This is a genomic window from Alkalihalobacillus sp. NPDC127517, from assembly GCF_050276055.1.
Classification (GTDB): Bacteria; Bacillota; Bacilli; order Bacillales; family Bacillaceae_D; genus Alkalicoccobacillus.
Window position 1 is genome coordinate 165,927 of the sequence record NZ_JBNNQX010000004.1, and the last position, 13,276, is coordinate 179,202.

At 41.1% G+C, this 13,276-nt stretch carries 18 protein-coding genes; 2 read left to right on the top strand and 16 right to left on the bottom strand.

The window, feature by feature from the left end; translation table 11 throughout:
- Nucleotides 1–16: 16 nt before the first annotated feature.
- The 12 genes from accC to ACQKKO_RS06720 form a co-directional block, all read right to left on the bottom strand.
- Nucleotides 17–1,384 (bottom strand): acetyl-CoA carboxylase biotin carboxylase subunit, encoded by a 1,368-nt coding sequence (accC, locus tag ACQKKO_RS06665; RefSeq protein WP_498645520.1) that lies wholly within the window; start codon nt 1,382–1,384, stop codon nt 17–19.
- Between the two features lie 19 nt (nt 1,385–1,403).
- Nucleotides 1,404–1,880 (bottom strand): acetyl-CoA carboxylase biotin carboxyl carrier protein, encoded by a 477-nt coding sequence (gene accB / locus ACQKKO_RS06670; RefSeq protein WP_498645522.1) that lies wholly within the window; start codon nt 1,878–1,880, stop codon nt 1,404–1,406.
- Between the two features lie 154 nt (nt 1,881–2,034).
- Nucleotides 2,035–2,406 carry a hypothetical protein gene (locus tag ACQKKO_RS06675; protein WP_498645524.1) on the bottom strand — a complete coding sequence of 124 codons (372 nt, stop codon included), beginning with the start codon at nt 2,404–2,406 and terminating at the stop codon, nt 2,035–2,037.
- A gap of 418 nt (nt 2,407–2,824) precedes the next feature.
- Nucleotides 2,825–3,406, bottom strand: coding sequence for a SpoIIIAH-like family protein (locus tag ACQKKO_RS06680; RefSeq protein ID WP_498645526.1), 582 nt, complete (start codon nt 3,404–3,406; stop codon nt 2,825–2,827).
- Between the two features lie 2 nt (nt 3,407–3,408).
- The gene (spoIIIAG, locus tag ACQKKO_RS06685) at nt 3,409–4,074 is read right to left on the bottom strand and encodes a stage III sporulation protein AG (protein WP_498645528.1); all 666 of its coding nucleotides are present in this window, start codon (nt 4,072–4,074) and stop codon (nt 3,409–3,411) included.
- Nucleotides 4,067–4,693 carry a stage III sporulation protein AF gene (spoIIIAF, locus tag ACQKKO_RS06690; protein WP_498645803.1) on the bottom strand — a complete coding sequence of 209 codons (627 nt, stop codon included), beginning with the start codon at nt 4,691–4,693 and terminating at the stop codon, nt 4,067–4,069. The genes spoIIIAG and spoIIIAF overlap by 8 nt, the downstream gene beginning before the upstream one ends.
- A gap of 18 nt (nt 4,694–4,711) precedes the next feature.
- Nucleotides 4,712–5,911 carry a stage III sporulation protein AE gene (spoIIIAE, locus tag ACQKKO_RS06695; protein WP_498645530.1) on the bottom strand — a complete coding sequence of 400 codons (1,200 nt, stop codon included), beginning with the start codon at nt 5,909–5,911 and terminating at the stop codon, nt 4,712–4,714.
- A 20-nt stretch (nt 5,912–5,931) separates the two neighbouring features.
- Nucleotides 5,932–6,321 carry a stage III sporulation protein AD gene (gene spoIIIAD / locus ACQKKO_RS06700; protein WP_203090700.1) on the bottom strand — a complete coding sequence of 130 codons (390 nt, stop codon included), beginning with the start codon at nt 6,319–6,321 and terminating at the stop codon, nt 5,932–5,934.
- Between the two features lie 14 nt (nt 6,322–6,335).
- Entirely contained in the window at nt 6,336–6,542 is a 207-nt protein-coding gene (gene spoIIIAC, locus ACQKKO_RS06705) for a stage III sporulation protein AC (protein WP_010898943.1), read from the bottom strand.
- Nucleotides 6,543–6,564: 22 nt separating this feature from the next.
- Nucleotides 6,565–7,077: a stage III sporulation protein SpoIIIAB gene (spoIIIAB, locus tag ACQKKO_RS06710; RefSeq protein ID WP_498645533.1), complete on the bottom strand. Its 513-nt coding sequence runs from the start codon at nt 7,075–7,077 to the stop codon at nt 6,565–6,567.
- Nucleotides 7,074–8,006: a stage III sporulation protein AA gene (gene spoIIIAA, locus ACQKKO_RS06715; protein ID WP_498645535.1), complete on the bottom strand. Its 933-nt coding sequence runs from the start codon at nt 8,004–8,006 to the stop codon at nt 7,074–7,076. The genes spoIIIAB and spoIIIAA overlap by 4 nt, the downstream gene beginning before the upstream one ends.
- An 11-nt stretch (nt 8,007–8,017) precedes the next feature.
- Nucleotides 8,018–8,296, bottom strand: a complete 279-nt coding sequence (locus tag ACQKKO_RS06720) for a YqhV family protein (protein WP_498645537.1) — start codon at nt 8,294–8,296, stop codon at nt 8,018–8,020.
- Between the two features lie 168 nt (nt 8,297–8,464).
- Between ACQKKO_RS06720 and ACQKKO_RS06725 the strand changes: the two genes are divergently transcribed.
- Nucleotides 8,465–8,989 carry a shikimate kinase gene (locus ACQKKO_RS06725; RefSeq protein WP_498645539.1) on the top strand — a complete coding sequence of 175 codons (525 nt, stop codon included), beginning with the start codon at nt 8,465–8,467 and terminating at the stop codon, nt 8,987–8,989.
- Nucleotides 8,990–9,002: 13 nt separating this feature from the next.
- Here the strand turns inward: ACQKKO_RS06725 and aroD are convergent, their stop codons facing one another.
- From aroD to ACQKKO_RS06745, 4 genes are all read right to left on the bottom strand, one after another.
- Nucleotides 9,003–9,764 (bottom strand): type I 3-dehydroquinate dehydratase, encoded by a 762-nt coding sequence (gene aroD / locus ACQKKO_RS06730; RefSeq protein WP_498645540.1) that lies wholly within the window; start codon nt 9,762–9,764, stop codon nt 9,003–9,005.
- A 106-nt stretch (nt 9,765–9,870) separates the two neighbouring features.
- The gene (efp, locus tag ACQKKO_RS06735) at nt 9,871–10,428 is read right to left on the bottom strand and encodes an elongation factor P (RefSeq protein ID WP_203090706.1); all 558 of its coding nucleotides are present in this window, start codon (nt 10,426–10,428) and stop codon (nt 9,871–9,873) included.
- A 96-nt stretch (nt 10,429–10,524) separates the two neighbouring features.
- The gene (locus ACQKKO_RS06740; protein WP_498645543.1) at nt 10,525–11,595 is read right to left on the bottom strand and encodes a M24 family metallopeptidase; all 1,071 of its coding nucleotides are present in this window, start codon (nt 11,593–11,595) and stop codon (nt 10,525–10,527) included.
- Nucleotides 11,596–11,687: 92 nt separating this feature from the next.
- Entirely contained in the window at nt 11,688–12,170 is a 483-nt protein-coding gene (locus ACQKKO_RS06745; RefSeq protein WP_498645545.1) for a YqhR family membrane protein, read from the bottom strand.
- Nucleotides 12,171–12,306: 136 nt separating this feature from the next.
- Here ACQKKO_RS06745 and ACQKKO_RS06750 point away from each other — a divergent pair, with 136 nt between their 5' ends.
- A complete protein-coding gene (locus ACQKKO_RS06750) occupies nt 12,307–13,251 on the top strand; it encodes a DUF1385 domain-containing protein (protein ID WP_498645547.1) in 945 nt (314 codons plus the stop codon).
- The last annotated feature ends 25 nt before the right edge of the window (nt 13,252–13,276 follow it).

Consider the following 13,276-nt stretch of genomic DNA (forward strand, 5'->3'; position numbering starts at 1 on the left):
CCTCCTTTTATTAACATTATTGTTTTTCTTTTTCGGATGGCATTACTTCATATTGCTCAATGAATTTCGTATTAAATTCCCCAGAGCGGAAAACTTCATGATCAAATAATCGAAGGTGGAACGGAATGGTCGTATCCACTCCTTCAATATCAAATTCTTGGAGTGCTCGTTTCATTCGTTCAACTGCTTCAACACGTGTTGGCGCATGAACAATCACTTTTGCAATCATAGAGTCATAAAACGGTGTGATCTTATACCCTTGATAGGCAGCTGAATCAATTCGTACACCAAAGCCTCCTGGTACTAAGTAACGCGTAATTAATCCCGGAGATGGCATAAAGTTCTTCGAAGGGTTCTCCGCATTGATTCGACATTCAATCGCAACACCTTGGAACGTCACTTCTTCTTGTGAAAATGAAAGCGGCTGTCCATTGGCCACACGGATTTGTTCTTTAATTAGATCAATCCCCGTAACCATTTCAGTTACTGGATGCTCCACTTGAATACGGGTATTCATTTCCATAAAGAAGAAGGTTCCATCATTATGATCATAAATGAATTCTACCGTACCTGCTCCAACATAATCAACGGCCTGTGCAGCTGCCACAGCAGCTTGCCCCATTTCAGCACGCTTTTCAGGAGTTAAGGCAGGAGATGGCGTTTCCTCTACAAGCTTCTGCAGACGACGCTGAATTGAACAGTCACGCTCTCCTAAATGAACGGTGTTACCTAACGTATCAGCCATTACTTGGATTTCAACATGACGGAAATCTTCAATAAATTTCTCGAGATATACTCCAGGATTACCAAAGGCCGTTGCCGCCTCTTGTTGCGTAATATTAATTCCTTTACGAAGCTCTTTTGGATTTCTGGCTACACGGATACCTTTTCCGCCACCACCAGCTGTTGCCTTAATAATGACTGGATACCCAATCTCTTCAGCAATTTCAAGGCCAGCCTCAGGACTTTCAATAATTCCGTTTGAACCTGGTACAACTGGAACGCCTGCTTTTTTCATCGTTTCACGAGCCACATCTTTTGTACCCATTTGATTGATAGCAGAAGGGCTTGGTCCGATAAATGTAATATTACAAGCTGCACAAATTTCAGCAAAGTCAGCATTCTCAGCTAAAAACCCGTAACCTGGGTGAATGGCATCAGACTCTGTTAATGTGGCTACACTCATAATGTTAGTAAAGTTTAAGTAGCTTTGACCAGATGCGGTCGGCCCTATACAGAATGCTTGATCAGCAAGCTTTACATGTAGTGCATCTACATCAGCTTCAGAATAAACGGCAACCGTCTCGATTCCAAGCTCTTGGCACGCACGAATAATTCGAACCGCAATTTCTCCGCGATTGGCAATTAGTATTTTTTTTATCATCTTTAACCCAGCTCCTAGATTATTTCAGTTCCACAACAAATAGAGGTTGTCCGTATTCAACTAACTCCCCGTTTTGCGCAACAACTTCAACAATTTTGCCATTCACATCAGCTTCAATTTCGTTCATAAGCTTCATTGCTTCAACGATACAAACGATTGAATCTTCTTTCACATCATCGCCAACACCTACATATGGACCATCCTCTGGTGATGGTGAAGAGTAAAATGTTCCTACCATTGGAGATGTCACGGTGTGAAGATTCTCTTTTTTCTCAGGCTGTGCTTGGCTAGCCTCTTGAGGTGCCTCTGACGCCTTAGTTGCAACAGGCTGTTGAGTTTCTACTTGACGAACTGGCTGGTAAGCTTCAGCCTGCACAATGGTTTCAGCTTTTATCTTTTTAAGGACTAGCTTATTTCCATTTTGCTCATATTCTAATTCATCGATATCCGACTGGTTGACTGCTTCTATTAATTCTTTAATCTCTTGAACGTTCATTGTTAATATGTACAACTCCTTCATCATTGGTTAGCACTTGCGACAATTATAACATGGCCCCTGCACTCAAAGTAGTAAGAAAAAATGACTACATTAGACAAGTTCTTTTATGTTATAAAAAATCCTTCATTCATTGAATAAAGGATCCATCCGCTTATTCTTGCTCTTCGCTTACTTGCTCTGACTCTATCTGCTCTTTGATTAGAGCGTCTTTTTTGTATTGGCGAAACACAGGGAATTCAGAAAGATTATCAGGAATCTTGCCATTTTCAAGTAAGATAATTTTTACGATATCTTTGTTTCGTGCCATATGGTATTTCTCATCGTATTCGTTTTCTTTCGTATACCTTTTTAAGTTCTCGTAATCTTCTTCTTGGATGGAGACTGTGTAGGTATCTTCATCTTGCTCGTCAAATTGCTCCTCAAACCCTACTTCAAATTCAACAATTTGAATATGATCATTCTTAATATTACGAGTTTGCTCTAATACTGCTTTTGCGCCCTCGGTTAGGTCTGTCCATTCCATACTTATCGCTCCTCGTAAACAAATTGCACCTAAAGTATTATAACATGACTCTTTGATGAATGCATTAATGCATCTATCCTGTGCCTACAGTCTAACCAACAAGTAGGTGAATTAAAAGAATACAAAAGGACTGAGGCTGGGAGATAACATGAATGTAGCGAGTCAAACACGAATAGAGCAACAAATCCGCTACAGGAGAATCCCTCGCTTTCCGCGGATACGGCCTCAGCCCCTTTCGCGGGAAAAGCACCGCTACAGTGTCTTCGCCACGTATTTTACCGCAGGAGTCTCGGGTTCTCCTTCCGCTCGTCTTACAAAAAAATAATAAAACCACGAATGGCGAATGATTCTGCAATCGAATCATTCGCCATTATCGAATTGATTTTTAGTTATGTCTCAGACTTTGAATGCTAAACGACTAGTTACTTCCACCTGTGTTATGTGAAACAGAAACGTTGTTGGCTTGACCCAGCTGTTCCTTAGTTAGCAAAATGATATCGTTAGCTTGAGCCGATGTTAACTCATCCGCGTCAACCATTACCTGAACCTTTGACTCTTCACTTATAACAAGCACGTTCTCGTATCCCTTTGTTTTTAATAGGGATTCAAGTGTCTCCTCACTTTGAGTTAGTTTCATGATGGCCATACTCTTATCGCGCGCTTCAACTTTTTCTTCAGCTGTTGCATCTGGAGCTGCAGATGTTTCCATATATTCTTCTGCTAACTTTGCACGAGAATCAACTACTTGCATACGTGCCTCAGTGAAGTAATTAGCAACATTATCTTCACCAGTCACTTCAAGAATTCCTTCCACTTCTCCGTCTTGAGTGACCTGCACTTCAACTTGGGTCTCGTCATCAGTTGTAGCATTTTCCTCAGTCTTAGGTTCTTCATCCGTTAGCGCTAAATTTGTATTACCCGAAGAGACATAGTAAACCGAAAGAACAATAATCAAACTTAACATCGTTAAAAGCCATACTGTCTGTTTTTTAAGAGCCATTTTTATTCCTCCTTAGATTTCTTAGGCATAACTGAAATACGATGGGCAGGTACATCGAGTACTCTACTTACCGCTTCAACCACCCAAGCTTTAACTTGTACATTTTCTACTCCCTCGGCTACCACAAGTACACCCTTGATGCCGGGCTTCTCTGTCTGAATGAGCAACGGTTCTTCTTTGTCACCACTACGAACGATGACTGTCTGGTCATCAATGGTTTGATCTGTTACCTCGCGCGTTCCACCTTCACGGTCTGTTTCACTAGTTTGCTGGTTTTTAGAACTCGAATTTTTTTCATAGATTTGTTTTTCCGTTTCAGCAAGGTTAATCATGACTGACACCTCACTCAAGCCAACAATTTCTTCCAACGTTTCTCGTAGCTGATTCTCGTAACGATCTTCATAGTCCGTCATGCTGACTGGTTCTGCTGAATCTTGTTTAAAGACCTCCACGTCCTCCTTTGCATCCTCATCCTCTTTGGACTGAAAAGTAGGCATAACGGATTGACTTTGGTCTTGTGGTGGCCCTTGAAAAACTTGGTTTGTAACCATTAACAAGATCCCAACAACGCCTAAGATTAAGATGTACCGATAATTTTTCTTTTTGCCTTGTTCCTGGCTTCCAAGTTTCTTTAACCACCCGAAGCCTTTAGGACGCTCTTCACCCATCGACCTGTTCTCCTCCCTCCAAGTAAAGCATGATCTTACTTTCTGGAATCTCCCAGCTCTCTGAAAGATATTTTTTTACCGGAAGCAGGTCGACAGTTTCTTCTTCGTTCGGTTGCTTAGAGAGGTCAACTCGGACCGTTTGAATCTCACGTGTAGTTGTTTGCTCCTCCATTTGTTCCTCTGACTCTCGAACAACCGCATGGATCTCTACTGCCTCCTCATCTTCCTGACCTCCCTGTCCCGTTTCTTGCAATACTTCTACACTTGCAAATTCGAGTGAGTAGGTGTCTCGCATTGTTTCTTCTGCTTGTTCTACTAGTTGGTCAGCCACCTGTTCAGAAATATATGCAGCTCGTACCTCTTCTAACCCACTTTTCTGCAAATTTATTTGACTTTCAATTGAATTTGTTTCGTAAGGGTCACTCGCTTGAAGATTCCGTACCCACTCATCTGAATCCATTGTGAATAAGGAGAGTACTGGCTTCAGCATGGCAACTAGGATCAGTAAACTAATCACCATTTTGACGTACCCTCTCATCGATGAATTCGGTAGTAGCATCTCAAGGATGATTGCAAGCATGATTAACAATACTAGTCCTGTAATCCAACCTGTCAGCATTCCCAAATCCTCACACCCCTAACGCATCATAAACGAAAGATTACTCGCTGCTACCATTAATGTGACAGCTAAGAAAAACATTAAGCTTACAAGCGCCAATGCAGCAAATACATACATGACTGCTTTTCCAATAATGGATAGGCACTCTATAATAGGACCGCCACCGAGCGGCTGCAAGATAGCTGCTGATAGATTAAAGATGATCCCCAGTGAAAGAACCTTTAGTAATGGAAACACACAGATCATGAACAAAATGCCAAGGCCTGTAACTCCTACTGTGTTTTTTAGAAGAACTGAGGCGCTCATTACTGTATCTGTTGCATCAGTAAACATCTTCCCAACAACCGGTATGAAGTTTCCCGCTATAAACTTTGCGGTCCGTATGGTTAACCCATCCGTTGCAGCAGTCGAAGCACCTTGAACGGAAATGACTCCTAAAAACACAGTCATAAATATCCCTAACAATCCGACAGCAATGTTTCGAAAAAAGTCAGCTAGCTTTGAAACCTTGTATTGATCGCTCAGTGTACTGACCATACCTAACACAGCCGAGAAAAAAAGAAGGGGCAGCACGAATTGATTTACTAAAATCCCGCTTGTATTTACAAGGAAAATAATGAGCGGGTGAAACAGAGCGGACGATGCCATACTACCCATCGAAGCCATTAATGCTAACAGCAAAGGAAGTAAAGCAATCATAAAGTGGATCATACTATTAATGGCTTCCGTTGCGTATGTGATTGCTACGTGGAAGCTATTAATGGCTAAAATCATCAGCACAAGATAGGTGACCCCGTAAGCTGCTTTACTTACATTTTGACTTTCAAAAGCGTTTTGGATGGTTTGCATGATCTGACTAAACAATGTCAATAGGATTAACATGCCAAGTAACTTACTGTTCACAATAAGCTCGTGAAGTAAAAACTTCACAAGTCCCATTCCCCATTCCTTTATTTGAAATTGCTTTTCCCCAGTTATAAATTCTCTAAAAGATCCCTTTTGGCTTTCAGGTAGAAACCCACCGTATTCTGTAGATACCTGCTCCCAATATTGTTGAATTTCATCTAGTTGAAGGCGTTCAATTTGTCTATCTATAAATGTTCCGTCTTCTGCAATGGCCTCTTCATCTGACGGGTTTACTTCATCTGCAGCTTGTACCACGCTCGGAGTTAAGAAAAAGAGAATGGCCATCACGACAATCAGAATGAAACGACGCAAGTGCTACTCCCTCCCTTCACTTAACCTGGTAGCAATGATAGAATCATTTCAATAACTGCTTTGATAATAGGAATGGCTAATACGAGAATTAAGATCTTTCCAGCAAGCTCAATTTTAGAAGCCATCGATGCTTGTCCCGCATCCTTTGCAATTTGGGCTCCAAACTCTGCGATATAAGCGATACCAATAATTTTTAGGATGGTCTGCAAGTACATGATGTGTACATTTGCATCTTTTGCAATTCCTTCGAGTAGGTGGATGATTTTCACTAACTCATCAACAACAAACAAGAAGATCATGACGCCCGCAAACAAGGTGATTAAAAATGCAAAAATTGGCTTTTGTTCACGAACAACAAGCGCTAAAAACGTTGCGATCAGACCGATTCCAACAATTTGAATGATGTCCATCGCAACGCTCACCTCTATCCTTGAAAGAGGAATACTCCTCTAATTTTTTGAAACAAATCATCAACAATGGTAGCTACCATATAAAGTACAACGACAAATCCAATCAATGTGACCCAGTGCGCCCAGTCTTCTTTCCCCATTTGCTTGAGTACCGTGTGAATCATCGCCACCACGATACCAATTCCTGCAATTTGGAAAATAGTATTCACATCATAAGCCAACTGTCATCCCTCCTTTTTTCTACTAAATCATCAGAATGACAATCAGCAGACCGAATAGAAAGCCTAGGCTTTTTAGCATTTTTTCGTAACGAATCTGATTGTCTCTTGCATCAGCCTCTTCGCGTTCAAGATGGACCATGGTAAGTTTGATTTGTTTTTGTTGCTGATCCCGATCATGCTGCCCTAGAGTCTGGCCAAATTGACGTAAGATTTCTCGCTCACTTTTTAATAAGCTTGTTAATGACCATGTTTCCTCTAAGCTTTGTTCCCATGCTATATGAGCCGACTCTCCCTTTAGTTCAAGCTTCCCGGCAAACCGTTCAAATAGTAGATTAACGGGATAACCCAGTTGCTTTGACAATCTGAAACTTGCCTCAGCAAGCGGCGTTAGTCCATATACCATCTCCGCTTCAAGTGCCTGGATGCCGACTTTTAACTGTCTTAATTGCTTTGGTCTGTTACTAATTCGTTTTGCCAGTTCAAAACCAATCCATGTGCAGGTAATAATGATGAGTATGGCCCCTAACCACTTCATAATCCCTTCACCGATTGCATGCGATTCAAGCTTTTCACTCGTCGAATTTGTCCTGGACTCTTCCCTCGCGTTAGCTCAACACACTTATCAAACGCTTTTTCCGCAAATAACGCACGTAAGGCTGGTCTAGAAGCGACTTCCTCCAAAGACGAACCATGTGCAGTAGAGATCACTCTCACTCCTGCATGAATGGCTTCCTGTACTGCCAAACAGTCTTCAGGCCGACCGATTTCATCAACAATTAAAACGTCTGGACTCATGGAACGAATCATCATCATCATTCCTTCTGCCTTTGGACAACCATCTAACACATCTACTCTTCGTCCTAGCTGATGCTGAGGCACTCCCTTGATACTTGCTGCAATCTCTGAGCGTTCATCTACGATCCCAATCTTTAATGGACGTATGCCAGCCGTTGAAACACCCGTACTGATGATACGGGCTAAATCTCTAAGCAGCGTCGTTTTACCACTTTGTGGAGGACCAATAAGTAAGCTATTTTTCCATTCACCTTCATACAGCGTAGATACAAGCGAATCAGCAGCACCAATCGTCTGTCTCGCGACCCGAATATTGAATGAGCTAATATCTCTAATCGTTTTCACTTCACCTTTTTCAAGCGTCACCTTACCTGCTAGCCCCACTCGATGTCCACCTTTAATGGTGATAAATCCTCGCTTTAATTCTTCTTCAAAGGCATACATGGAATATTGACTTAACTGATTTAAGATAAATTGCGCCTCACTTGGCTGCACAATCCATTCCTCTTCACCGTTTGTACTTGGATACATGGGTGTGCCTGCATAGATCACTTCAAGTGGTCTATGGATGCGGATCCGTATTTCCTCCAACCTTTTAATTATGTCGCTAGGAAGCTTCATTAATCGTTCACGTATGGCTGGTGGCAACACAGCTAAAATCTCTTCCATCCTGATTCCTCCTACATTCTCGCACCGATTAAAATGCAAGCAGCACCCGTACCAATTAGCATAAATTTCGGAATGGATAGCTTGTCTGTTAAACCAACTAATCCAATAACGATCGATAATATAAAAATAGTTGGCCCAATCAATGCGAGAATGCCATTTAAAAAGATTGCTTTCTCTATACTATTAAATCGAAGGATGAGCCCTGCTACAGTGATCTCAATTAATCCTGAAAGTACTCTTAGAAGGACCATAACGAGCAGTGTCCATTCAACGGCAACAAACCATTTCAAAATACATCCCTCCAGAATCCTCGTTCTTTAAAAAGGTATGCGAGTGTGGACGAGTTCAGAACATGATCTGGACTTCTTGTAAGACAGACTTCTAAGCTAGACTTCCTTTTGCTATACTAAGACCGAGACTAAGCGGATGAAAGTAGAAAAAGGAAAAGGGGAACAGATATGAGTAAAATAGAGAGGAATATTGTTCTTATCGGATTTATGGGGGCAGGAAAAACAACGGTCGGGAAAGAACTTTCACGACTTCTGGGTTTACACTTTGTTGACCTTGATCAAGCGATCGAAGAAGAAGCCAACCAAAGTATTCAAACGATTTTTAAGATGGAAGGTGAACCAGGATTCCGCAAGCGGGAACGGACACTTTTTCATAAGCTATCAAAGCAATCTGACATGATTTTTTCACTAGGAGGCGGCGCGTTTCTTCAGGAGGAAATCCAACACGCCTGCTTAAATGATAGTTTGGTCATATTCCTTGATATTGACTTCTCAATTTGGGCAGAGCGTATTCCCTTGCTTCAAAAGGATCGACCGCTTCTTCAGCAAAAATCACTTGAGGAAATGAAGGAGTTATACACTTCAAGAAAACAATCTTATTCAAAAGCGCATCTCATCATCCAAACAGGACGACTAACACCTCCACAAACCGCTGAAAAAATAGCAAAAACCATCCACCATGCGAAAGCATAGAGGATGGTTTTCTTTAATTGGTATACGCTTGAATTTCTCTGATCAGCTCGATTGGAGCTTGTCCAGGAGCAGAAGCCTGGTGACCAACGGCAAATGTCATAACTGAACCAAATTGGTCTCCTACTAATCGGCTAGAGATCCCCACACTACCCATCGCAATGGTAATGATCGGAACGGAAAGTGCACTTGATACATCTGACGTTAATGCTAGAAGTGAAAGAACGTCTTCTCTTGAATGTGGCATTACAGCTACTTTTACAAGATCTGCTCCAAGAGCTTCTCCTTTTTGGAGATACGAAAGCATTTGTTCATGTGTTGGTGTTTTTTCAAAATCATGTGTTGATCCAATCCATTTAATCTCAAGATCTTTGCAGAGTGATTTTATATCTTCATCCTCGGCAAATGGAGAAGCAACCTCAAAATCAATCATTTGAATCAAACCACTCGTTAGTACGTGTTGAATTAATTCTTTTTGTTTTGACGTGGGTAATGAAGTAGGTTCCCCACCTTCTTGCTCGGAGCGGATGGTAAACAGTAAAGGAGTCTCCCCTAAAATATTACGAAATGAGTTTAAGACACTTAGTACCGCGTTGGTATCTTTAAGTTCGTTAAAAAAATCCGCTCTCCATTCAATCACATCTGGCTTTTTTGATTGGATGAGTGTTATCTCTTCTACTAATTGAGCTTCAGTTGAACCAATCAATGAACAACAAATGGCAGCTTTGTGACCCTCTCCAAATGTTACTTGGTTCACACTCACTTTCTTCGCACACAACTGGAATCACCTCTCATTTGCTTTAAAACCGAACGAAAGGCGGCGATCTATGTATAGTGATCGCACGCCCTCCTGTTCTAAATCCATATTGAATCTGGATATGTTTTTACGCTCTTGACATATAAGACGTATTTCTCGTATCAATCAGAAGACGATCGCCTTGGTTTACGAAGAATGGCACTTGAACCGTGATGCCTGTTTCAAGCGTAGCTGGTTTTGTACCACCAGAAGCTGTGTCACCTTTAATACCAGGCTCCGTTTCAACAACCTCAAGTTCAACCGTGTTCGGAACCTCAACGCCTAACGTCTCAGCCTGATAACTGATTACTTGAACATCCATGTTCTCTTTAAGGAACTTCAATTCATGTTCAATTTGATTGGTTTGTAATTCAAGCTGCTCATATGATTCTGTATCCATAAATGTGTGCGTATCTCCACTTGCATAAAGATATTGCATACGTCTGTTTTCAATGTGAGCTTTTTCTACTTTTTCACCAGCACGAAATGTTTTTTCTTGGATGTTACCATTTCGAAGATTACGAAGCTTAGAGCGAACAAAGGCTGCGCCTTTTCCTGGTTTAACATGTTGGAAATCCAATACCTGCCAAAGACCATTATCCACTACAATCGTTAATCCTGTTTTAAAATCATTTACTGAAATCATGTTTTGTCCTCCGTATTCCTTGCATAGTTTGCGGAATGTTTCCCATTCATTACTATACCACAGCTTTGCGGCAAGGTGGATATGTAATAGGCCTGATTATTCTCCTACGTGAATTAATTCTTTTGGAGACGAAGTAAACGAACGGTTACCATCAGCCGTAATCAAGATATCATCCTCAATTCTTGTTCCACCTACACCTTGAATGTAGATTCCGGGCTCAACTGTTACAACCATACCTGGCTTAAGAATTGTATCCGATTTAAATGATAACCCTGGCCCTTCATGAACTTCCATCCCTAAACCGTGACCCGTAGAATGACCAAAGTATTCTCCGTAGCCTTTTTCAGTAATATAATCACGTGTTAGTGCATCAGCTTGTTTACCCGTTATGCCTGCTTTAATACCATTCATGCCACGCAGTTGCGCTTCGAGCACTGTATGATAAATGGTGGTTAGTTCTTCGTTCAATTCACCAACCGCAAGTGTACGTGTAATATCTGAACAATACCCGTTGTAATACGCACCATAATCTAATGTCACAAGTTCACCAGATTCAATTAATTTACCGCTTGCCACACCATGTGGCAGAGCCGAGCGATAGCCTGAAGCGACAATTGTATCGAAGGATGAACTTTGTGCGCCTTGCTTACGCATAAAGAATTCAAGCTCATTTGATACTTCAATCTCTGTTACGCCAGGACGAATAAACGAGGTAATGTGCTTAAAGGCCGCATCAGCAATGTCTGCTGCATCTTGGATGAGCTGAATTTCACTCTCATCCTTAATCATACGGACACCTTCTACTAAACCACTTACAGGCACACACTCAATGCCGTCCACAGCCATTTGTAATTGCTGATGCTGTTCATATGTAACATAGCTTTGTTCAAATCCTAAGTTCTTAATCTTAAGCTTTGATGCTTGTTTTCCGACTTCCTCCAGGATCGCAGCTTTGTGTTGAACAATCGTAAAGCCTTTCGCTTGATCTTTCGCTTGCTCAACATATCTAAAATCTGTAATAAAAAGCGCTTCCGTTCCTGTCAGTAAAAGCACTCCTGCACTTCCTGTAAATCCGGAGACATATCTGCGATTATATGGACTCATAATTAGTAGCCCGTCAATCCCATGCTCCTTAAATTCACTGCGTATCGCTTCTAATCTACTCATCATTCCACGCTCCTTCTAAAATTGATCCACAAGGTTAGTATCCACCCCTAGTGTACCACAGAGCGCATGGAGACTCGCAGTGAAATGTTTTCTTACTGTGGTTGTTGTTGCTGTTGATATTCATAGGAAATAGAGTACCCAATAAATAACCCATAAAGAACAAACAGACTAAAAGAGGTCACAAGCGAGTGAATCCCCATATGTTGCACACTTTTTAACCCAGGTATAAATGGATTACAAATATAAAAAACAATTACCCATAAAAGTGCTCCGAATCCAACACCCGCCCACATTGTATTCAGTTTTTGAAATAGCCACTTATAAATGAATGCAATGATAATTGAAACAATCGCAATCACAGCTATACCCACACTCTGCCCTAAGTACGTTGTTTTCCAATCACCTAGCGCCCAAGGCATCAGGATGAGTGCCGGCCCAAAGGTCATAAAATGAAAATAGAAACTAAAAAGGCCTAGGAGAGAGCTTAGCAATCCACCAAAAAAACCAATTAAAATGACTTTGGTGTTATATTTCATTGGCTTTTCTGTTTTGTTTTGTTCATACGCTTGATTCATCAAATCACCTCATTTCAGTATATCCCTAATCCGATCTATTTCATTCAGCGTTAGTCTCGATGAATAGTAATAGAGGAATTGTTTTGTTTCATGTAGAATAGTGAATATACAACACAGAAGAATAGGTTGGTGACTTATGGAAAAGTCTTCAAAACCAGCATATGGCGGTCAAGCCATTGTTGAGGGAGTCATGTTCGGAGGAAAACATACCACTGTCTCCATGATTAGACGTAAAGACGGAAGCTTAGATTCCTTTGAAGTTTGGCGAAATTCTCCCACTTGGGTAACAAAGGCAAAAAAAATTCCCTTTGTACGAGGAATTGCGGGAATTATTGAGGCAAGTATAAATGGATCTAAACATTTAAACTTCTCATCAGATCGTTATGATGTGGATCCTTCCGAGGATGAATCCATTAAACCGACCGAAAAGTCATCAAAGTTAAATTTAATACTCGGAGTAGCAGCGGTTGCTGTTTTATCCTTTCTATTTAGTAAGTTAGTATTTACACTCGTCCCAGCCTTTTTAGCAAACTTATTTACACCCATCCTACCTGGCCATATCGCACAGAATTTACTTGAGGGTGGATTTAAATTAATCTTATTACTTGGATATCTGTACTTATTGTCATTCACGCCTTTAATTCGTCGTGTGTTCCAATATCACGGGGCTGAACATAAGGTAATCAACGCATACGAAGCAGGTCACCCTCTCACTGTCCAGTCGGTTCAGGCGAGTTCAAGACTACACTACCGTTGCGGGAGTAGCTTTATCTTATTTACGGTCATTGTTGGGGTAGGATTATATTTATTTCTTCCATTTGACTCATTATTAGAACGAATCTTACAGCGTATCGTACTAATACCAGTTGTTTTAGGGATCTCTTATGAAGTCTTACAGCTAACAAACCGATTCCGTGACATTCCGGTTCTTAAATGGTTAGGATATCCTGGCCTTGCTCTCCAATTATTAACAACAAAAGAACCAAATGATGAACAAACAGAAGTGGCCATTGCATCCTTTAATGAAATGCTTACTCGGGAAGAATCCTACACACGATCTGCAAAGGCAGACATCGTATAGCTAGATGACATCATGGAGGTGTATA

Excerpts from the sequence above, each read along its gene's own strand:
- ACQKKO_RS06745 (WP_498645545.1), bottom strand. The coding sequence starts at position 12,170 with ATGAATCAAGCGTATGAACAAAACAAAACAGAAAAGCCAATGAAATAT.
- accB (WP_498645522.1), bottom strand. The coding sequence starts at position 1,880 with ATGAACGTTCAAGAGATTAAAGAATTAATAGAAGCAGTCAACCAGTCG.
- ACQKKO_RS06750 (WP_498645547.1), top strand. The coding sequence starts at position 12,307 with ATGGAAAAGTCTTCAAAACCAGCATATGGCGGTCAAGCCATTGTTGAG.
- ACQKKO_RS06725 (WP_498645539.1), top strand. The coding sequence starts at position 8,465 with ATGAGTAAAATAGAGAGGAATATTGTTCTTATCGGATTTATGGGGGCA.
- accC (WP_498645520.1), bottom strand. The coding sequence starts at position 1,384 with ATGATAAAAAAAATACTAATTGCCAATCGCGGAGAAATTGCGGTTCGA.
- efp (WP_203090706.1), bottom strand. The coding sequence starts at position 10,428 with ATGATTTCAGTAAATGATTTTAAAACAGGATTAACGATTGTAGTGGAT.
- ACQKKO_RS06675 (WP_498645524.1), bottom strand. The coding sequence starts at position 2,406 with ATGGAATGGACAGACCTAACCGAGGGCGCAAAAGCAGTATTAGAGCAA.
- spoIIIAA (WP_498645535.1), bottom strand. The coding sequence starts at position 8,006 with ATGGAAGAGATTTTAGCTGTGTTGCCACCAGCCATACGTGAACGATTA.
- spoIIIAF (WP_498645803.1), bottom strand. The coding sequence starts at position 4,693 with ATGCTGACAGGTTGGATTACAGGACTAGTATTGTTAATCATGCTTGCA.
- ACQKKO_RS06740 (WP_498645543.1), bottom strand. The coding sequence starts at position 11,595 with ATGAGTAGATTAGAAGCGATACGCAGTGAATTTAAGGAGCATGGGATT.
- spoIIIAG (WP_498645528.1), bottom strand. The coding sequence starts at position 4,074 with ATGGGTGAAGAGCGTCCTAAAGGCTTCGGGTGGTTAAAGAAACTTGGA.
- spoIIIAD (WP_203090700.1), bottom strand. The coding sequence starts at position 6,321 with ATGGACATCATTCAAATTGTTGGAATCGGTCTGATCGCAACGTTTTTA.
- ACQKKO_RS06680 (WP_498645526.1), bottom strand. The coding sequence starts at position 3,406 with ATGGCTCTTAAAAAACAGACAGTATGGCTTTTAACGATGTTAAGTTTG.
- spoIIIAB (WP_498645533.1), bottom strand. The coding sequence starts at position 7,077 with ATGAAGTGGTTAGGGGCCATACTCATCATTATTACCTGCACATGGATT.